This window comes from Shewanella sp. (assembly GCF_013214165.1).
Taxonomy (GTDB): Bacteria; Pseudomonadota; Gammaproteobacteria; order Enterobacterales; family Shewanellaceae; genus Shewanella.
In genome coordinates, this window is record NZ_JABSSM010000021.1 from 14,184 (window position 1) to 35,399 (window position 21,216).

Genomic DNA, 21,216 nt, shown 5'->3' on the forward strand with positions numbered 1-21,216 from the left:
AGTAAGACGGGATGACTGAGCTAACCCAGAGTCAGACTTGGAATGAGCTAAAGGCTCACACCAAGACTTTGCCTCATATGAGAACGCTTTTTGAACAAGATAAACTCAGGTTCGACACTATGTCGACTTCGGCTTGTGGCCTGTTTTTGGATTACTCCAAAAACAGGGCAAATAATGAGACCTTATCTCTATTATTCAAGCTTGCAGACGAAACTAAGCTTGCGTCTAAAATCAAGGCTATGTTTGACGGTGATGCGATCAACACCACCGAAAAACGTGCGGTGCTACATACCGCACTGCGCGCAAAGCCTGAGCAAAAGATCTTTCTGGACGGTATCAATATTGTCGAAGAAGTTCAGCAGACTCAAGCTCAAATGGCGACATTTGTCACTGCAATCACTTCCGGAAACTGGAAAGGCTACACAGGCAAGTCGATCACAGATATCGTCAGTATCGGTATCGGCGGTTCCTTCTTAGGGCCTAAGATAGTGTCTCAAGCGCTCAGACCTTATTGGAATAAAGCGCTTAACTGTCACTTCGTTGGTAATGTGGATGGCACGTCCATCACCGAGAAGCTTAAGCCTCTCGATGCAGAAACGACCCTGTTTATCATGTCATCTAAGTCTTTCAGTACTCAAGAAACCTTGACTAACACCTTAAGCGCTAAAGATTGGTTCATAAGCAAGGGGGCGAGTCAAACGGATATCGCTCAGCATTTTGTTGCTGTCACCTCCAATGTAGCAAAAGCGACAGAGTTCGGTATCGATGCCGATAATATCTTCCCTATGTGGGATTGGGTTGGCGGTCGTTATTCACTCTGGTCAGCCATAGGCTTGCCCATAGCATTGATGATAGGCATGGATAACTTCCATGAACTGCTTGATGGTGCTCATAAGATGGATAAGCATTTTGCCAACACGCCGCTAGCAGAAAACATGCCGGTAATTATGGGACTATTTTCACTACTGTACGGCAACTTCCATAATGCTCAGTCCCATGTGGTATTGACCTATGATCATTATCTGAGAGGACTTCCCGCCTATTTCCAGCAGCTAGACATGGAGAGTAATGGTAAGTCGGTCACCTTAGATGGCACTGCCGTCGACTTCAGCACTGGGCCGGTTATCTGGGGCGGTGAAGGCACTAACGGTCAACACGCCTATCACCAGCTGTTGCATCAAGGCACGGCGCTCATTCCTGCCGATTTTATTATGCCTCTCAAGAGCCATAATCCCTTAGGAGAGCATCATATCCAACTGGCATCAAACTGTTTTGGTCAAACCCAGGCACTGATGCAAGGGCGCTCTTATGCAGAAGCCTTAGCCGAGCTTGAAGCCAGTGCGCTTTCGAATGATGAAAAAAGTACCTTAGCCAAGCATAAAGAGATGCAAGGTAACAAGCCAAGCAATACCCTATTAATGGACAAGCTGACGCCTGCAACTCTAGGTTCCCTAATCGCACTCTATGAGCACAGAACCTTCGTTCAGGGCGCAATTTGGAACATCAACTCATTCGATCAATGGGGCGTCGAGCTAGGTAAAACATTAGGTAATGATGTTTTAGCCAGACTCGGAGCTGAGCAAGATGCAAGTGAGCTGGACAGCTCGAGTAATGGTCTTATCAATATGTTCAGGCAAGGAGCTATCTAGATCACGCTGCAAATCCCCTGATGATAAAAAAGCCAGTTTACACTGGCTTTTTTTTATTCCTTAGCTCATATCCCTAAATATTGCCAATATTGTTTGTACTTAACGTAAAATAATCACCTTTAACGTCATAAAAGCATCACCTACTGTTAACATAAGGTAAACATTTTTGTTGCACACTATTAAAAAAGTGTGGTACTTATTTGATTGACAGAAATACAACAACAGGAGGTCACCATGAATCGACTCGATTATGGTAGTGCGCTAGATACAGTGATAGAAAGACCAAGCCGCTCGAGAAGCTCCAACAAGAAACGCAAATGGCGTGAAATTGAGGCACTGCAAGAGAAGCACCGTTTACTCAAAGAACTGCAAGATATAGATAGCAACTTCGATGGTGAATTAGACAACCTCCTGATGTAAAATAATCCAACAAAGAAGAGCGCTAACGCGCTCTTTTTTGTGTCTGGAACACTTATGTAAATTTCCCATGGGTCAAAGATGCTCCTGGCATCTAGATGACATTCCCTCCATCCATGGAGGTCATGGATAGAAATTTACTTTGTGTCTGGATTTCGCGTAATAAACACTTATGTCTATTTCCTAGGATCTTCTACTCATCTCTAGTGATGTAATCTCTTAGCTCCTCGAATAGCGCATTGTCATTATCACTAAATAGCGGATCATCGATGAGTTTCAGTGAGCAAAGGGCTTGTATCTCCTGCCAATCAGTTTGATCTAACACCTCCGCCCATCGCGGAAATATATCGCTTTCTTCAAACAACATATGATCTTCTTGCAAGATAACATATGCCTTAAGATCCAGTACCAACTGCTCTCTAGAGACGACGACATCACTTAATATGAGATTTAGTGATGCCATTAAAGCAGCCGAGGCCTCAATCAAGCCCTGATGTTGCTCAGCCAGCTTGTTAGTCCCCGTCTGAGTTATTTTCTTTAGATAGTAACTATAAATAATATCTTCTAAAGGGTGATGGCTATGCTCGGCATAACTCTGCATATACTCAACAACATCCCTGATAAGATTAAAGTTAACCGCTTCACCCTGAGCTAATCTGTTGTGTTTTACCTGCAGAATATTGAGTAATATCGCGATATGCTTATGATCATGATTAAGCCTTGTCAGCATACTTGTCTCCATCATCCGAATATCTTATATATACAATACTAGTAAATAGATGAAAAAACGCCCAATAGTTCAAAGGTGATTATTAAGGCGTTCTGATTAATAGCAATGAAGTAGGGAGGATTTAAATTAATTAAATCAAATGGTAATTATTATTTACCTATGAGGCAACACTGGATTCGACAAAATTCTTCACCGTCTTTAATGAGCCCTGTAAACGATAGAAGGCATCTCCAGCCGAATTGGCTTGCTTTAAGTTTCGCTCCAGCAGTGAGGCAAAATAATGCTCCTGCTCCTCGGTCATATCGAGTACATGGAAACTACTACGGATCTCTGTGGTCATTCCTGTTAATGCTGCACTGAACTTCTCATCATGTTCTAAGATTGCGCCGTTAATCTTACCAAGCAGGGCTTGTATCTCCACAAATACATGCTCAAGTGTCTGTTGACGACCGATATCCATCACCCTGGCCTCCAGCCCCTCGACAATAACGGCAATGATGTCCCTGAGCCGTCCATAGAGGACTTCATCATCCACCGGCATATTCTTTATCAAGAAGGAGACATGCTTGTCATTACAGATTGTGCGGCTGCCAAAATCATATAAACGTCCGTGCTTATCCAGTAACTCCAGAATATTCGCTTCAATCGGACTGATATCAGCATGCTGAGGAGCAAAGTAATGCACCTCAGTATCTCTTATCTCCAGGCAGGTATTAAGGTTGAGTTGTTGCATCAGGTCAAAGAAGGCATCGGCCAGACTCTGAAAATTTTGGCATAAAAAACATTGCCTAAAAAACTGTAACACGGCGCCGTATTGAGACGATTCGGTCATAGACTGAAACGCCATATTCCTCGACATAGATTCTGCCTGAACGAGTGAACGCCTCTTTGACTGATAGGAAGCCACAGCCTGAACTTTTGCCAGAAGTTCTTTTATCTCGAAAGGCTTGGCAATAAAATCCACAGCGCTAACATCATAGGCTCTGAGTCTCTCCTCTAACGTATTCATTCCAGAGACAAAAATAACCGCACTGTCTTTGCCTGACTCTGTGAGTTCCTGACAAAGTTCGATACCACTCACATCCGGTAAATTGATGTCCATCAACACAAGATCTGGGGTGATATCAATTAAAGATTCTCGATATGTACTCGCATCATGGAACACAGCAACCTGATAATGATCATTAAGCACTTCCTGGATCAGCGCACAATAATCTTCATCATCATCAACAATCCATACTAATATCTCTTCCATCACAAAATCCCTCTCGAATTGCAGCCATTGTTCGTTGCAATGACGTCCAAACAGTTAATACTCATTGATTCATGCCTATAACATCCTTGTGTTAGATCTAGATGGACTATATCCCCCCAGCATCATGTATCGAACTCTTTCTCTGTGCGCTGAGAAAAGTGAATACCAAGCTGTTGCAGTGCCCCAACCAAACCATCGATAGCGAACGGTTTATGCAACACCTGATAGGGCATATCCTCGTTACTGGTTAACCCTATATCACCAATAAATCCAGAGATAAGCAGTACCGGAATATCTGCCTTAGCACTGAGTTCCTTGGCCAACTCATAACCATTAATTCCACCAGGCATGAGTACATCGGTGATCAATAAATCAATGCCTTTAAGTCCTGCTTGATATTTTTCCCTTACCACTAAAGGCTCTGAATATGCTTCGACTTCCATACCCAAGATCTCACAATAATCTTGCAAGACATTCAACAAGTCCGCTTCATCATCGACAATCAAGACTTTAAGACTCTGAGATACCTTAGGAGCAGCGGGTCTCTCAACCACAGCTTGCACTTGCCGCCCCTTCTGTTTCGCCACGGGGAACCAGAGCCTGAATTCAGTGCCAGAACGATCCGACTTAATGACGCTCATATAGCCATTAGATCGCTTCACAAAACCATAAACCATAGAGAGTCCCAGTCCGGTGCCATCGCTCTTGTCTTTGGTGGTGAAGAAAGGTTCGAAGATTTTCTCTAATAGATGCGGAGCAATACCTGAGCCAGTATCTAATACCGACACTGTGATGTATTGGCCGGTTTCCACCATAGGGCGACCACATAAACCTGGCAGAACCCCTGTCAGAGACTCTATACCGCTACGTATGATTATCTTCCCTTCACCTCCCATGGCATCTCTTGCATTTAAGACAAGATTTAATAACGCATCCTCCAGATCGCCACGATCGACAAGAATCTCATCCAGTGCTTGCCCAGGCTCTAATATGAGGCAGATCTGGGAGGTTAAAGATTTACCTATCAGCTCCTCGATACCTTCAATAACATCATTGACCTGATATAGGTTGGCACTGAATTGCTCCTGCCTAGAAAACTGCAGTAGACGCCTAGTCAGATCAGTTCCCCTCTGGCATGCTTTGAAGGCTGTGGCAAGATGACGGGCTATTTTCTCCTCATTATTCTTAAGTCCCATTAACTCCAGATTGCCCTTCAATACTCCGAGAATATTATTAAAATCATGGGCTATGCCACCGACTAACTGTCCCATGGCCTGCATTTTTTGAGTCCGCGCCATGATCTGCTGCAGTTGCTTATGCTCGGTAATATCTCTGCCTACTAGCGCAAACAAGCTGCCATGTTGACTGCGTTCCTCCAACGCGACCAGATGCATATGTAGCACAGCCGTCTCATTATCGGCCTTACTACAGATAAGCTCTCCATCAAACTCTCGTCGCGCATTAATCGCTTGTAGCAGCTCACTCTCTTGGCCACCAGCCACGGATTGATTCAGCTCCTCTTGAAATAACAGAGTGATGGGTTTGCCTATGAGCTGACTGCGTGGATAGTGACTGATACTGGTCGCCGCCGCATTGGCGTACATGATACTGGGTACCCCAAATGGGGAGCGGCTAGCGACTAAAATCAGGTCTTCACTGTTACTGACTATAGATTGAAACATCTCGCTATCTACTGAGTTGACGGCTCTGTTTCTCTCTTGCCAACCAAGCGACTCTTGTAGCAACATCCCCATGATAATATCTGACAAAAGATCGCTTGAACTTAATAAAAATGACAACCATTGCTCGCTGGATGAATGAAAAAATATCTGTATATTGACTCGCTTTGCTGGCCAGATAACGAAAGACTGCCAACGATGAATTATAGGTTCCTGATTGGAAAACGGCCAAGCCTTAGCTTCTTTCCATAGGGTTAAATAGCGAACGGGATCTCGACACCAGCATGTGGCAGTAGCAGGCATATCGTCGCTGTCCAGTGTGTCTTTAGGAATAATCATTACCGCTTGAGATTGGCTGACTTCCGCTAATATGCGGCACAGGGGCAGGAGTATGTCTGCGCCATTGATGAAATTTGCTTGTAGTTTTCCTAGCTCGGCCAAGAGTCTGGGCCAAAGGGGGTTAATATCGGTTGGAGAGAATTCTTTAAACACTGTAGATTCCGTTCCCTATTATCCATGAAGTTATCGCAGCTGCATTTTATAAACATAGTTCAAATAGCAGAATTGAATAAAGCATAGTAAAGCTTGGATAATTCGCGACAATATTAGTGGCAAAGCTTGTAACTAATTCTTTCTTCTCGACGAAGAGGCCCAGTTAATGGCAGTAAGACGCCGCTGAACAGCAGAGTCAACACACATGAGTCGCTGGGATTGGGTCATATTGGCCAAGCCGGCTTTGGCTTTATCATGACCCCGACTGCGAAGAGAATCCAAATGGTGGTAGAGACGATTAACGCCGATATATGGCCTCGGGAGATAAACTGGCTACACAGTTTAACCCAAGGTGAGTGGGAGATTAGCTACAGCAGACATTTATAGACAACTGCAATCACCTTGGTCTCCTCTTCTTCATCGACCTGTAGCCAGACAATATGGGTGCCGCCAATCTCCTCGCCGTAACTTTTCGCCTGCATCTTTGCATCTTTTAATGCAAACTCGCCTCTTCCCTTACCTCTGGCCATGGCGAAACTATCGCAATGGGTGACTTCGAAATCGTAAGCTTCATTGATGCGGTAGTAAAACTCTTGTTGTTCCTCTGAAGTTGCGCAACCTAAAAGGAGGCAACTGGCAAGCAAAGCAGTTATAAATTTTAACACCGTATAAAACCTTTTGGATAAACTGTGGCGCAAGATATAAAAATTCACCCAGCATAAACGTGATCCAGATCACAGTAAAAATCAAGGGTAGGTTACAAGGTGATACAGAGGTAACGAGCAAGGGGCAGTAACTGCAAAAGCGGATCTGTAGTACATGTCAAAGCACTAAAAAACCACAATAAAAACATAAACAACACACTTGTGGTTCATAAAAAAAGAGGGTTAATACCCTCTTTAGTTTATGTTTCAGCGAGTCAGGTTTATAACACTTTAAATAGATGGGCCTTCAGCTCGGCAAAATTGTCATCTAAGGTGACAGACAAGATGTCTTTATCTGCGACTGCCGCTAACTCGGGGGGCAGAGGTAAATTGATGCCGAGTTCACGATCGACAACATCTTTAAATTTAGCCGGGTGAGCGGTCCCTAAAAAGATACCTTTCTCAGCTTCAGTCATGGTGATATTCAATGCCTGAGCGGCAATAGCCGCGTGGGGCTCCGACAGGTAACCGGCATCATTTAACTCTTGTAGTGCTGCCGAAGTATCTGATTCAGACAATGCCACACCAGAGATATCCGCCAGTGACCAGTTCATCTTCTCTATGATGGCCTCGACTCTGGGCCAGTTACTCGGCTCGGCAACATCCATGGCATTGGACATAGTCCCTACCGTCGCATGAGGTAACCAATCGCCCTTATCTAGATAACGTGGCACAGTGTCATTGCTGTTAGTGGCGGCAATAAAACGTTTAACGGGTAAGCCCATGGCTTGAGCAAACAGACCAGCAGTTAAGTTACCAAAGTTACCGCTAGGCACAGAGATAACAGGACTTTGATCATGTTGGCGCTTAAACTGAGCCACAGCTTCGAAGTAGTAGCAAATTTGAGCCAGAAGGCGACTGATATTGATCGAGTTAGCCGAATTGAGATGTAGGCCATCACGGATATCGCTATCTTCGAATGCGCGCTTTACCAGCGCCTGACAGGCATCAAAATCCGACTCCACTGCGACAGTATGTATGTTGTCACCTAAGGTGGTGAACATCTTCTCCTGCAATAGACTTATTTTTCCCTTGGGATAGAGTACAACAACCTTGATCTTGTCTAAGCCAAAGAAGGCATCGGCAACCGCCGCGCCGGTATCGCCGGAAGTTGCGGTCAGGATATTAATTTTATCGTCTGCTGCCAGCTCATTTAGACATTGAGCCATAAACCTGGCACCAAAGTCTTTGAAGGCTAAGGTAGGGCCATGGAATAGCTCTAAACAGTGTCTATTTTCGTCGACTTTAGCTAACGAGAGCTCGAAATTAAATGCATTTTCAACCAGTCTATCAACGGTATCTTGTCCAAGCTCAGAGGCTAGCCAGGCCCCCAATATTTTTTTACTCCTAGCCACAAACGGCAATGCCAGTAGTGAGTCGACATCATCCAATACCGGGATAGCGGTTGGGAAGAATAGTCCTCTGTCTCTGCCTAGTCCTAACTTAAGTGCCTGAGTAAAGCTCACCACCTGAGAAGGATGCTTTAAATTGTACAGTTCCATAATAGATAACCTTAATCCAGAATCTTAAAATTGTTTAACGAGTCGGTTCTGCGAGTCCCTAGGGCATCAATTTTACAGATATGTGAGAAGCCCCCCTGCTTAACATAGTTTTTATCAAGCCAGGCTTGCGCCTCTTGTGCCGTCTTTAAGTTATCGGTAATAGAGAAAAGTGTCGGGCCACTGCCTGAAATCCCACTGGTTAACATGCCTATCTCAGCCAGGGCTGCTCTGGACTCTTCATAGCCAGGAATAGCCGCCGCGCGGTAAGGCTCGGCCAACACATCTTTAAGTACTGAGATTGCCAAGTCAGGGTCTTTGTTATAGGAAGCATGGACAAAAGCACTTAAATATCGACCAAAATCGATCGCCACGGCCTTATCGTATTGCTTTGGCAAGAGATCGCGCATCTTGGCCGTCGAGAGTGAGATCCCCGGATAGGCAACAAGCCAATACCATTCATCGAATGTCGGAATCGCGTCGCACAGCCTAGATGGAGTATCCAGCATCAACTGCATGCCACCTAAATAACTGGGCGCAACATTATCATAATGAACCGAGCCGCTTATCTTACCCTCGAATTCCCCCATCAGACGCAGCAAGGCTTGCTCATCATAGGGCTTATCGAAATATTCATTGAGCGCATAAAGCGCCGCAACCACTGAGCTGGCACTAGAACCTAAGCCACTCCCCACCGGCAGGTTCTTCTCTAATACCAGTGCTAGGCCGTCCTGTCGATTGAGCTGCTTTAGAAAGAAGTCGGCGCATTGGTAGACGATATTTTCTTGCGGATCTTGGGGCAGTTTATCGGCCCAGTGACCCGCGAGAGACAGGTGTATGCCAGTATCTGCCGCACAGACACAGACTCTGTCCCCCAGTAAGCTGCCATCTATTGGCGCTAAAGCCGCGCCGAGCAGGTCAAACCCAACACCCACGTTGCCCATGGAAGCCGGCGCATATACAGTTACGCCGACACGATTGCCCATAGAAGCCGGTACACTATCAATATTCACACTCATGACATCACCTTAACCTGGTCAAACCCAACGCCGACACGATTGCCCATAGAAGCCGGTGCACTATCAATATTCACACTCATGCACTCATCTCCCGCGTCCAGTTCAGTGTCCTAAGCAGATCGGCAAAGACGCCAGCCGCGGTCACGTCTGTCCCCGCACCGTAACCTCTGAGCACGAAGGGAATGGGCTGATAATAACGGCTGTAGAAAGCCAAGGCATTCTCACCACCTTTTACGCTATATAAGGGGTCTTGAGAGTCCACTTCGGCTATTTTAACTCGGCAACCGTCATCATCTATCTGACCTAAATAACGCAATACCTTGCCTGAATTCTTGGCTTTCTCAACCCGTTGAGCGATATGCTGGTCCAACTTGGCTAGATTCGTCATAAAGGTTTCCACATCGCCGCTGGCATCGAATGACTCAGGTAATACAGACTCTATCTGAATATCTTCCAGCTCCAGTTCCATGCCGACTTCACGAGCCAAGATGAGTACTTTTCTGGCGACATCCATGCCACTAAGATCGTCACGAGGATCAGGCTCTGTGAAACATTTATCCCTGGCAATTACCGTCGCCTCAGACAGAGACATGCCCTCATCTAACATGCCGAAGATGTATGAAAGAGAGCCGGATAATATGCCATTAAACTTGAGTAATTTATCGCCGGCAAACAGGAGCTTCTTCAAGTTATCGATGACAGGCAGCCCGGCACCGACCGTGGTTTCATATAAAAACTGTCTACGCTGATTAAGCGCGGTTTCACGCAGCCCATGGTAAAAAGCGATATCTCGGGTATTCGCTTTCTTATTGGGCGTTACCACATGTAAACCCGCATTCATCACATCGATATAGCGATCTGATACGCGCTCGCTCGAAGTACAGTCGACCAAAACCGGATTTAACAGCTGCTCCTCTTTGGCCCATTCAAGCATCAGCTCAATATCCCATTGAGTCTGACTATCTGCGAGTAGCCCCTGCCACTCGTTAAGATTAACGCCCTTGGCATCGAGTAGCATATGTCGAGAGTTGGCAATGGCGCATACCCTGATACAGATATTCTCCTGCTTTAACATCTCTGTTTGTTGCTTAATCTGTTCCAGCAGCCCGGCGCCTACATTGCCACAGCCCACGAGGAATACATCCAGATAATGCTGCACATCGAAGAAGCTCTGATGACAGGCACTGATGGCATGCTTTGTCTTGCGCTGTTCTATTACCGTCGAGATAGAGCGCTCTGAGGAGCCCTGGGCGATAGCGATGATGTTCACCGTCGCCTGAGCTAGCGCCTGGAAGAATTTACCCGCTACGCCTTTATGGGTGCGCATGCCGTCACCAATGAGCGACACTATGGCTAAATCATGGCGCATCTCGATAGGCTCTAGAATGTCACTCTTAAGTTCCAGTTCAAACTCAAGCTCTAATGAATCCTTGGCTTTCTCTGCATCTTGAGTATTGACACAGAAGCTGATGCTGTATTCAGATGAGCTTTGGGTGATCAAGGAAATTGAAATTCCGGCTCGTGAGATAGCCCCTAAGGTGCGACTCGCCATACCCACCATGCCTTTCATCCCAGGTCCTGAGACATCAAACATGGTTTGATCGTCTAAATTAGAGATGGCTTTAACATTTAAGCCACTCTTATCGGCTTCATTTGAAACTAAGGTTCCCGGCGCTTTAGGATTGAAGCTATTACGGATAAAACAAGGAATGTGGTACTGAGCAATAGGAGAAATGGTCTTTGGATGCAGCACTTTAGCCCCAAAGTAAGATAACTCCATCGCCTCTTGGTAACTCAACTGAGACAGTAATTTAGCATCGCTGACCACACGGGGATCGGTATTGTACACGCCATCGACATCAGTCCAGATCTCGCAGCACGACGCATCGATACAGGCTGACAATACCGCAGCAGAGTAGTCTGAGCCGTTACGGCCTAGAATCACAGTGCGCCCCAGCTTATCGCCGGCGGTGAAACCCGGCATCACCCAAACCCTATGTTCATCTAAATTAATTTGACTGAAGCGCGCCTTACTCGACTCGATATCGACCAGTGATTCGAGCGGGTCTCCGGTCCCCAAAAGTAAGTCTTGAGGCACGAGTTGCTGTGAGCTAAGACCTTTCGTTTTCATCAACTGCACCATAAGCGCCGCAGACAACTTCTCCCCCCCCACTAAGACCTCAGCCCTCACAAAGTCTGGACACTCCTTGAGTAGGCTGATACCAAGCAGTTTATCTTCCCAGAAGCTAAGCTGCTCTGTCAGTTTCGACATAAGTGAATCAATCTGTGACGTTTGCAGTACAGCAGAGGCTTCTTGATAGAGTGCGCTAAACACAGACTCCACAGTAGCTAAAACAGAGGTAAAGTCTCCCCCCCGCACGGCAGCTTCGACCATCTCAAGTAGACCGTTAGTCACAGTCGCCGGAGCCGATAACACCACGGCTACCGCTTCTTCCTTTGCTGTATCGGCGACTATGTCGGCAGCGGTGTTAAATCGTTGCCAATTGGCCAGCGAGGTACCACCAAATTTCATCACTTTCATATCTTCTCCTTGTACCACGCTACCTTAGAAACAAAAAAGCCCGCTCCTTGGTATGGGAGCGGGCTGTTATTTACATTCTGTTAGAGTATGTTCAGCCTGCCCCCACGATAATAATCGTGGTGGTTGTAATTATGGTCGTTACGACTGAATTCAGGCTTGGCATTATAAAAACGTACTCATCAAATAAGTTTAAAATCTGTGCCTACAGAATTGCTTTTTTTAAAGGTGTGTGTCAACCCTTGATTAACAAGTTAGTCAAAAAAACACAGTTCGGTCCTACTCTCTGCTATTACCCACCAGATAAGCGCATTTTAGTAGAGTTTTGCCATGTTCAGGCTGGGTAACTTAATTTGGTGACGTTTACGACAAGGTAAACAAATCTTTTATTTAATTGTTAAATAAGGATTTAATTATACACTTAAGTCTAACCACTGAGTAAACCGGGTAAAATACACCTTCATCATAACGATTCTGATATAGCGAGTGAAATGGCAAGTTTCCCCTTATATTCTCGCCCAGGCCCACTATGAATTTTATCGCATAAAATATAACTAATTAGTCACTTTCGGTTCATTTGGCCTATCAGCCCCACCTTACCTTAAGCTAGCCCTGGCTGTTTTATTCGTGAGCTTGCTACCATAAGCTGATTCAAATCATCGCTAACTCATAAAAACCACGCTAGAATGCGCGCTCATTTTGAATTGGAGGCGATATGAAAATCACCCAACACAGCGCTGTTAGCATCCACTACCGTTTAACCAATGAAAAAGGTGAGTTACTTGAAGACTCCTTCGATGGCGAACCTATGCTCTATCTTCATGGTACCGAAAGCATGATCCCCGGGCTGGAAGCTGAACTTGAAGGTAAAGTTGCAGGCGACAAACTGGATATTACAGTTGATGCAGAAAATGGTTATGGTCCTTATCATGACGGACTGCGTCAGGAAGTGCCCTTGAGTGCATTCGGTGATACAGAAGATATCGTTCCTGGTATGCGTTTCATCGCTGAAACAGACATGGGACAACGTCCAGTTCAAGTCAAAGAAATTAAAGATGATGTCGTCGTTGTCGACGGCAACCACCCTTTAGCCGGTCAGTCACTGCATTTCAGCGTCGAAGTACTGGAAGTCCGTGAAGCGACAGCCGAAGAGATAGCCCACGGCCATATTCATGCCCACGGTAGCTGTGGATCTGAACATAAGCATAGCCACGAAGGCGGCTGCTGTGGCGGTTCTGATCACAGTAATGAAGCCGCTTGCTGTAGTGAGAAAAAAGATGAGCCTGCGAAAGAGGGTTGTGATGGCAACGGTGGCTGTGGCTGTAAGAGCTAATCTCGCGCTTATAAATAATTGATATGAACCTGTGACGCTTTAAACGGTGTTGCAGGTTTTTTTTGTTCTATACTAACCAATATTCAATTCGCGAAGGATTCGCAGCCATTCAAACAAAGGACTGTTATATGTTAACCAAGCCCATATACGAAATTCTCCCCGTTAGCTATATGCTCATAGGCGCTACCAGCCTACTCATGCTAGATCAGGGCTATGCTATCGTTTTTTCCCTCGTCATCTTTACTTTAGGGGCGAAGATTTACACTATGCGATCACAGAACAGACGTACAGATCCCCTGAAAAAACGTAAATCTGGCACACTTCCCAGATCAGTCTATGATGCCACTCCCTTCGTCTACCTCTTGCTTGCCACACTGGTGTTCAAACTGTTGCCATCCGGGATAGGCCCCGTCATAGGTATAGTGCTAATGACTTACTCTGTGTATATTTTAGCCAGACGTTCATCAAACAGGCACCACTGCGCACATTCTGCTCAAGAATATCCGAATATTTAACCTGTGCTGGACTATTCAAGGATTAACAATTTAATTCTCTCTCTTTGCTCTTCTGTCATGTTTTTCAGATAATTTGAGCAGCGAGTGACCGTCGCGATACTAATCTGAAATTCACCGGCGATCTGACGTTGACTCAAGTCACCCTTGAGGAGTGCCTGAAACACCTTGAGCCGACTGGCAATCGCACTACGCTCATCTTCTGTGAGTAACAGCTCAAACAGCTCCAACAGCGCATTATGATCGTGGTGATTCACCACCTTCTCTAACACCAATCCCCACTGTGCTCTCATACACTCTCCTATGTACTGTTCTACCATTACGATAGTGTATCAATAAATCCACCTAAGCCAAACCATTCCAACTAATTTACACAGAGATTTACTCGCAATAGAAGATGAGTCATAACTTGTTGCATCTATACCAGTTCCATTAAGTAAGTGATCATTGAGCGAGAAAAATTAATGGCATTAGTATTAGATGTAACGCGTTGAATTTAGTCATGGTATCTGAACATGAAAACGGAATACAATAGCGAGTGGAACATCACATAATCAGAACAATTTGAGAGCAATACAATGAACAAAAAATTAAAGATGACCGTTTTGGCATTAGTATCTAGTGCCATCTTATCTACCGTGGTACAGGCAAGTAATTTTAAAGAAGCTGATGATGCGATACATTACCGTCAATCAGCCTTCAGCTTGATGGCACATAACTTCGGTGATATGGGTGCCATGTTAAAAGGCAAGAAGCCGTTTGACTCAGAAATTTTTGCCATGCGTGCGGAGAATGTCGCCGCACTGTCTAAGCTTCCTCTGGAAGGGTTTATCCCAGGTTCAGATCAGGGAGAGACCGAAGCCTTAGCAAAGATCTGGACTGAAAAGTCAGACTTTGACGCCAAGATGAAAACACTACAGGACAATGCTGCGGCGCTGCTTCTTGCATCTGCATCTGACGATAAAAAATTATTGAAGCAATCTTTTATGCAGGTCGCTAAGAGCTGTAAAGGTTGTCATGACGTCTACAAGAAAGATTAATCGATAAGCTTGCTTATATTGAGCCAAAAAAGGCCAGAGTCTGATGAACTCTGGCCTTTTTTATGGCTGATTTATCAAACCAATATTTGAGTATCACAGCATCTGGACAATCGGCATGATGAGGTAATTCCCCACGACTCCAGCTAAAAACACAAAAAGCAATAGTGCGATAAAGAAAGATCTGAATGCGAGCCTGGCGCCAGATTGCTCCGCGACCTTCTTATAACCAGTGATCATAGGTAAAATAAGTTTATCGCCTTTCAACGTATGTACCAGCACAGCCAATACATGAATGGCTGCCAGCAATAAGATGAAATTGAATGTTTGTTTATGCAGCCAGGTCAACCACAAGGCTGTTTCATGTGAGACATAGGTATAGAGTGGCCCTTCGGTAAAGATATCGTCAGTCGCGAACAATCCTGTTGATAGCTGAAGCGTTAAAATACCAATTAAAGCCAACACCATATAACCCCCAAGCGGGTTATGGCCCAGACTAGGCGACACACCATGACGTTTGATGTTAGTGATATACTGCAACACCGTTTTGGGATGCTTGATAAAATGACTGAACCTAGCGGTATCACTGCCGACTATGCCCCAGATGAGTCGAAATACAATCAGTACCAGCATCGAATAAGCCATTACCTGGTGCCACACCAATTCTCCGGAATCTGCCGACCACCATAAGCCCGCTAGCACGCCTATCATTGCCCAATGAAATACTCTTGTTGGGATATCCCAAACTCTCACTCTATTATTCATTTTTGACCTAGTAAAAAACTAATGACTTAACACCCAGTGGCTGCTTAAAGGATACGTGGCAGATGATATTTGAAGACGGTTTTGGAGGCAAGAAAATATAAAGGACTCAAGTTATCCATTCAAATATGAGCCTGTTTCGATCCGTTTTCAAGGCTTTTTGAACAGATATTTTCTAAAAATGCCTGAGTGATCAAATTAAAAGCTAACGGCCAAAAACCACTACAAAAATGTGATCCAGATCACGACTTTTGCTGCTGAGCTTGGTAATCTGAATTCAAGGAAACAACAAGAGGTTCAATAAATGACAAAGATTACCAGTAAACACCTTGAAGTTACTCCACTAATACGTGAACGTATTCAGGCACGTTTAGAGAAACTTTCTAGACATGATATACAGCTTATCAATCCTCATGTGATCATCATTCAAGAGAAGCAACGGTTTAAAATTGAAGCGAATATCGGCATTCCCGGCCATAAGCTCTTCGCCCAAGCCAAACATGAAGATCTGTACTCCGCCATCAATGCCATGGGTCAGAAACTTGAGAAGCAGCTAAACCGACAGAGTCATAAGCCAGAGGCTCAGCGCTACACCTCGCTAAAAAGAGCTAAAACAGTGCTCGATGATGGTCTCGAAGGGGAATTTGAAGAGGAATATGCAGCCTGAGCCGTCAATGATTCAGCGCTTTTCAAACAAAAACAACCAGTGTTAAAAACGGTCGATTTACATTGTGAAAAAACGATTGTAAATCGGCCCTAATACAGAGCGAAACCCTTACACCATGCTACTATTAAGATATGGTGAAGATGAAAAAATGTTCTACAGCACTTCGGAGGTCAAAAGCATTTAACTTGCACGATAGGCGTAAAAATGTCATCTGGGATGCTTAGTAATTAGCAATAGATGATGACTGACTCAGTGTCAAACATTCGCCTAGTCATAAGAGGAGCATCTCCAACTGGGGCTGCGCATAAGGCCAAATAGTCTAACTTTCCACAACTTAGGTGGTGAAGTATCACTAAGGTCTACCATCAGAGTAAGATAATTAACGAGCTTGGGAAACTTAGCAAATGAGTTTGTAACAGGGATGGGCGACAGAGATGCCACTATGCAGCAATAGCTAACGACAATAGCGCCAGCAATGCATAAGGCCAATAAGCTAAAAACAGCTAACACGCCCTATTTTGTAAAGCACGCATCTCACTATCGCTTTTACTAGGTTAATGGCAGCAGTAAATTGAAAGATGTAAACCAAGAGACCATTGACCGGGGTGCGGTGAAATCAAGACTCCACTTTCTATCATAAATGGTAAAGTGAAAGACGAGATTTCCATTAGAAAGCAGAAGGTATATTGATACATAAAACGGTTATACGCGTGATGCTAGACGTAACATGGGTACGGGCGATGTAAAGTGCCACTATGCGGCAAATGCTAATGACAACAGCAACGCATTCGGCCATTGAGCTAAAAACAGCGATAAAGCCTGAACAGTTAACGATATCTGATCCATATTTTCTGTAGAGATATCGAGTGAAGCTAAGATCTCGCTTCCCTTATTTGAGGTTAAGAAGCGCAAGATTGAAGATTCAACCACCATTAGGAGGCATTCTCAGTTTGATTTTTTATTCGTTTCATCCTAAAGCGCACCTCAGGTGCGCTTTTTTAATGCTAAGTTTTAATCGGCAAAACGTTATCTTTAACTATAAATTTATAAATTATGCATAAATTTTCATTGACAGTGCAGAGCACGGGCTTTAATTTGTACAGATGAAAATATTCAACGATCACTTTTTTACTTTCTTTTTTATTCCCCCCACCTAGGGAGGCGGAATTTCGGTGTAAAAACGAAAGTGAAAATTCCAAAGCCTCCCTTAGGGAGGCTTTTTTGTAACCGATTTTTGTCGTAGCGACATTGAGGGCAACATGAGCAAACCACAAGCTTTGAACCAGACGCGTGAACAGATCACCGCATTAGATAAAGATCTATTATCACTCTTAGCTAAGCGGCGTAATTTAAGTCTGGATGTCGCCCGCAGTAAAGAGGTCGATATTCGCCCTATCCGCGATACTCAAAGAGAAAAAGAACTGTTGGCAAGACTGGTTAAAGAGGGGCGTGATCAAGGGCTAGATGCACATTACGTTATCTCTCTCTATCAGAATATCATCGAAGATTCTGTACTCAACCAACAAGCTTACCTTCAAGGCAGGGCCAACCCAGACAGTCAAAAGCAGCAATATTGTATCGCTTACCTTGGTGCGAGGGGGTCATACTCCTATTTAGCGGCGAGCCGCTATTGCGACAGACGTCAAGTCGATATGCAAGACCTGGGCTGTAAGAGTTTCGACGAGATCATTCAATCGGTAGAATCCGGCCACGCCGATTATGGCTTCCTCCCTATCGAAAATACCTCATCGGGTTCAATCAATGAAGTTTATGATGTGCTCCAGCACACCAGCCTTGCCATCGTTGGCGAGACAACCATAGAAGTCGATCACTGTCTGCTAGCCAAGAGCGGCGGCATGACCAAAGAGATAAAAACCGTCTATGCTCACCCACAGCCTATCAGTCAGTGTAGTCGTTATCTAAGTTTACACCCTGAATTTAAACTCGAATATTGCTCCAGCAGTGCCGAAGCCATGGACAAGGTGATGCAGAGCCATGATGCCAGTGTTGCCGCAATTGGCAGCGCTGAAGGCGGGGCCCTCTATCAGCTCGAAGCCATACAGAATGAGTTGGCCAACCAGAAAATTAACCAGAGCCGCTTCATCGTCGTTGCCCGAAAATCGATAGCCGTACCTGAGCAACTTCCGGCTAAAACGACGCTCATCATGGCGACCGGCCAGAAGCCTGGTGCCTTAGTCGAAGCCTTGTTAGTGCTCAAGGCGCATGACCTCAACATGAGTAAACTCGAATCCCGCCCCATTCCTGGCACGCCTTGGGAAGAGATGTTTTACCTAGATCTCGATGCAAATTTATCCAGTTCACAGATGCAATCCGCCCTCAAAGAACTGGAGCGCATTACCCGTTTCATTAAAGTTTTAGGCTGTTACCCCTGTGAAACAGTGAACCCGACGCAACTTACAAACAGTCAACTTATGATAGAGCCTAATACCAGCAGAGCACAAAACCTGGATCATAGCCGGGATAGGCAGGCCAACTCCCAGCGCTTACGCTCAAGTAAAGAGCATAAACAAGATGCCACTCAGATAAGTTCAGGCCAGTTACAAATTGGTGATGGGCAATTCGGTGCATTAGCACAGGTGTCATTGCCCCAAGAGAGTGAGCTGTTCAGTCAGAAAGCCAAGTCGCTGAAAGAGGCTGGGTTCCAAGCCGTGATCCTGGAAGGCTTATCACGCCAACACAAGGCCGAACACAATATCCTCGCCTTTAAAAAGTCTCTCTATCAGTTTGGCTTGGAGTGTATAATTTCTGTTGAACATGAAGTCGAGCTAAAGCTTGCTGCCGAGCATGGCAGCTTATTATTGATCACAGGTAAACAGATGCATAATCACAGCCTGCTGAAGCAAGTTGGCTGCCTGCATATGCCTGTCATTCTAGAGCGTAATACCATGGCCAGCGTCGAGGAATATATTGATGCGGCAGAAGTCATCTTAAGCCAGGGGAATCAACAGCTCATCTTGTGTGAATCTGGGATCAGAACCTTCAATGATTCGGTCAAACCCGTGCTCGACCTAGCCGCATTGGTGGAGTTAAAGGGACTATCTCACCTGCCAATCTTAGTGAATCCAAGCTACGCCTCTACGCCAACGACACTGGCGACACACGCAATAGCGGCCAAGCAACTGGCAGCCGATGGCCTGATACTCAACTTTTCATCGAATAATGACGATTTTGACACCGAGTTACAGCTTCGCGGTGAGATCCTAAGAAGGCTCTATCAGTAAACTCTCCATAAGAAAGAATAAATAAAACCGAGCACAAAAAAGAGGACCTTATGTCCTCTTTTTTTACTCGTCTGCCGCTACTCGTGTATTACACGGCGGCACCATCGGTGAGATTCAACCAGCCTTTGACAATTCTATGGCAAAACCAGAGTATCGCTATTGAGTAGACAATGGAGCTCAGCCATATTTGAGTTAACGATAAGCCGACTCCCCCCATCAACATAAAACCAATAATGGAATGTCTCTGCCAGCGGAGGTGCGACGATATCATCTCACCGGAACAGGAAGTCCTCTGGCCTAAATTGATAAAGAGCCCAACTAAAGTAGGCAGAAAGAAAATGGGAAATGCTGACATCAAGGCATAGAGCAAATGCGCCAAACTTGGATCGTCTATAGATACTCTCTCTGAGGTTGTCGATATCATAGATTGGCTCCACAAACAAAAAATTAAAGATAAAGCAGCGAGTTTCATCTTTAACAATACGTTGTCATAGGCTATAGCGCAAATTCAGTCTCATAAAAAATCACCGCTTTCACTTATCATCTGGATCATATCCGGCTCAGTTCATCGCTATAGCTGCAGTAAAACATCACTGGTTAACTTAGTAGAGCAAGCCAGTACATAACCCTGCGCAATCTCGTCCAGGGTCAATGTCATCTCACTGCTCGACTCGGTCTCACCCTCGACAACCTTACACTTACAGGCGCCGCACACACCCGCGCGGCAAGCAGCTATTATGGACAAGCCTTCGGCTTCGATACCCTCTAGCAGAGTCTCATCTTGTCCCATGGCACGTGAATGTTCACCGATACGCAGCATGAAGCCCGTTGCTGCATTCTCGACCTCAGTGATAACCGTTTTATCGTGCCCCGATGACTCAGTGCCGAAGCTCTCATAATGGTAGCGGCTCATATCGAAATTCAAAGATTCGAGTAGCGACTCGACTCCCTGCATAAATGGCTCAGGGCCACAGACAAAAATGGTCCTATCTTTATAATCTTCAACGAGTCTGGCGAGCAGTTCGGCATTGATGCGTCCCTCTCCACAACTAAGCCCTTGGGGAAGTCGCTCCGCGCCTGACTCCAGAATATAACTGAGATTAAAGGCCGAATGATTAAACCTTATTGTGTCCAGTTCAGTCCTAAAAATCATATCCTCCGGACTCTTGGCACAATTGAGAAAGGCAATATCGGCACCTACCTGAGTATCGGTTAACCATAGTGACATGGAAAACATGGGCGTGATGCCACTGCCGGCACTTAAAAACAGATATTTATCGGCCTTGATATCAACCAGATTAAATACGCCATCGGGCCCGCTGGCGTTAATAATGCCACCGACATTGAATGACTCGGCTAAGTAATTTGATACCCGTCCGCCCTCGATGCATTTGACAGTCACGACAATCGAGTAGGGACGAGATGGAGAGGAGGAGATAGTATAACTGCGATAGGTTTTGTTACCGTCGATGTCCATACTAAACGTAAGGAACTGCCCGGGCTTGAACTGAAATTTTACCGGCTCAACCCCCTGAAACCGATAACTGAACACATCATGGGTCTCTTGCCACTTGTCGACGCACAGGAGCGCTACTTGCCCATGTTGCCAGTCGTTGGATGCCAGTTGACGTTCATGATTGTGTCGCGAGGGCTGGGAAATAGTGTCAATACTCATGTAAA

18 protein-coding genes and 1 other annotated feature are annotated in these 21,216 nt (G+C 45.2%); of the genes, 7 read left to right on the forward strand and 11 right to left on the reverse strand.

Annotated features, from left to right (window positions below):
• Positions 1-11 precede the first annotated feature (11 nt).
• Entirely contained in the window at positions 12-1,649 is a 1,638-nt protein-coding gene (gene pgi / locus HRU42_RS07525; protein ID WP_295029959.1) for a glucose-6-phosphate isomerase, read from the forward strand.
• A 234-nt stretch (positions 1,650-1,883) separates the two neighbouring features.
• Positions 1,884-2,069 carry a DUF3545 family protein gene (locus HRU42_RS07530; protein ID WP_144047688.1) on the forward strand — a complete coding sequence of 62 codons (186 nt, stop codon included), beginning with the start codon at positions 1,884-1,886 and terminating at the stop codon, positions 2,067-2,069.
• A 190-nt stretch (positions 2,070-2,259) separates the two neighbouring features.
• Here the strand turns inward: HRU42_RS07530 and HRU42_RS07535 are convergent, their stop codons facing one another.
• The 7 genes from HRU42_RS07535 to thrA all read right to left on the reverse strand — a co-directional run bounded on the left by HRU42_RS07535 (position 2,260) and on the right by thrA (position 11,986).
• Positions 2,260-2,796, reverse strand: coding sequence for a hemerythrin domain-containing protein (locus HRU42_RS07535; RefSeq protein ID WP_295029962.1), 537 nt, complete (start codon positions 2,794-2,796; stop codon positions 2,260-2,262).
• 157 nt (positions 2,797-2,953) lie between these two features.
• On the reverse strand, positions 2,954-4,051 hold the full coding sequence (locus HRU42_RS07540; protein WP_295029964.1) for a response regulator transcription factor: 1,098 nt from the start codon (positions 4,049-4,051) through the stop codon (positions 2,954-2,956).
• A 122-nt stretch (positions 4,052-4,173) separates the two neighbouring features.
• Positions 4,174-6,222, reverse strand: a complete 2,049-nt coding sequence (locus HRU42_RS07545; protein ID WP_295029966.1) for an ATP-binding protein — start codon at positions 6,220-6,222, stop codon at positions 4,174-4,176.
• A 368-nt stretch (positions 6,223-6,590) separates the two neighbouring features.
• Positions 6,591-6,887 carry a hypothetical protein gene (locus HRU42_RS07550; protein WP_295029967.1) on the reverse strand — a complete coding sequence of 99 codons (297 nt, stop codon included), beginning with the start codon at positions 6,885-6,887 and terminating at the stop codon, positions 6,591-6,593.
• A gap of 260 nt (positions 6,888-7,147) precedes the next feature.
• Positions 7,148-8,428 carry a threonine synthase gene (gene thrC, locus HRU42_RS07555; RefSeq protein WP_295029969.1) on the reverse strand — a complete coding sequence of 427 codons (1,281 nt, stop codon included), beginning with the start codon at positions 8,426-8,428 and terminating at the stop codon, positions 7,148-7,150.
• An 11-nt stretch (positions 8,429-8,439) separates the two neighbouring features.
• Entirely contained in the window at positions 8,440-9,444 is a 1,005-nt protein-coding gene (gene thrB, locus HRU42_RS07560; RefSeq protein ID WP_295029971.1) for a homoserine kinase, read from the reverse strand.
• 76 nt (positions 9,445-9,520) lie between these two features.
• Positions 9,521-11,986 carry a bifunctional aspartate kinase/homoserine dehydrogenase I gene (gene thrA / locus HRU42_RS07565; RefSeq protein WP_295029973.1) on the reverse strand — a complete coding sequence of 822 codons (2,466 nt, stop codon included), beginning with the start codon at positions 11,984-11,986 and terminating at the stop codon, positions 9,521-9,523.
• Positions 11,987-12,698: 712 nt separating this feature from the next.
• Between thrA and slyD the strand changes: the two genes are divergently transcribed.
• Both slyD and HRU42_RS07575 read left to right on the forward strand, forming a co-directional pair.
• On the forward strand, positions 12,699-13,316 hold the full coding sequence (gene slyD / locus HRU42_RS07570; protein WP_295029975.1) for a peptidylprolyl isomerase: 618 nt from the start codon (positions 12,699-12,701) through the stop codon (positions 13,314-13,316).
• A gap of 128 nt (positions 13,317-13,444) precedes the next feature.
• Entirely contained in the window at positions 13,445-13,831 is a 387-nt protein-coding gene (locus HRU42_RS07575) for a hypothetical protein (protein WP_295029976.1), read from the forward strand.
• 11 nt (positions 13,832-13,842) lie between these two features.
• On the opposite strand, the gene trpR is transcribed toward HRU42_RS07575, so the two are convergent.
• Positions 13,843-14,121 (reverse strand): trp operon repressor, encoded by a 279-nt coding sequence (trpR, locus tag HRU42_RS07580; protein ID WP_295029977.1) that lies wholly within the window; start codon positions 14,119-14,121, stop codon positions 13,843-13,845.
• 285 nt (positions 14,122-14,406) lie between these two features.
• On the opposite strand from trpR, the gene HRU42_RS07585 reads away from it, so the two are divergent.
• Complete coding sequence (locus HRU42_RS07585) at positions 14,407-14,868, forward strand: cytochrome c (protein ID WP_295029978.1); 462 nt, start codon at positions 14,407-14,409, stop codon at positions 14,866-14,868.
• 93 nt (positions 14,869-14,961) lie between these two features.
• Here the strand turns inward: HRU42_RS07585 and HRU42_RS07590 are convergent, their stop codons facing one another.
• Positions 14,962-15,630 (reverse strand): cytochrome b/b6 domain-containing protein, encoded by a 669-nt coding sequence (locus HRU42_RS07590; protein WP_295029979.1) that lies wholly within the window; start codon positions 15,628-15,630, stop codon positions 14,962-14,964.
• Positions 15,631-15,931: 301 nt separating this feature from the next.
• On the opposite strand from HRU42_RS07590, the gene raiA reads away from it, so the two are divergent.
• Together raiA and HRU42_RS07600 are read left to right on the forward strand one after the other, a co-directional pair.
• Entirely contained in the window at positions 15,932-16,294 is a 363-nt protein-coding gene (gene raiA, locus HRU42_RS07595) for a ribosome-associated translation inhibitor RaiA (RefSeq protein WP_295029980.1), read from the forward strand.
• A 1,105-nt stretch (positions 16,295-17,399) separates the two neighbouring features.
• Positions 17,400-17,520, forward strand: a sequence feature (Phe leader region).
• Positions 17,521-17,553: 33 nt separating this feature from the next.
• Positions 17,554-19,536, forward strand: a complete 1,983-nt coding sequence (locus tag HRU42_RS07600) for a chorismate mutase (protein ID WP_295029981.1) — start codon at positions 17,554-17,556, stop codon at positions 19,534-19,536.
• A gap of 88 nt (positions 19,537-19,624) precedes the next feature.
• Here HRU42_RS07600 and HRU42_RS07605 read toward each other — a convergent pair whose 3' ends face one another.
• Together HRU42_RS07605 and HRU42_RS07610 are read right to left on the reverse strand one after the other, a co-directional pair.
• Positions 19,625-19,960, reverse strand: a complete 336-nt coding sequence (locus HRU42_RS07605) for a hypothetical protein (RefSeq protein ID WP_295029983.1) — start codon at positions 19,958-19,960, stop codon at positions 19,625-19,627.
• A gap of 147 nt (positions 19,961-20,107) precedes the next feature.
• Positions 20,108-21,211, reverse strand: coding sequence for a hybrid-cluster NAD(P)-dependent oxidoreductase (locus tag HRU42_RS07610; RefSeq protein ID WP_295029985.1), 1,104 nt, complete (start codon positions 21,209-21,211; stop codon positions 20,108-20,110).
• Positions 21,212-21,216 lie beyond the last annotated feature (5 nt).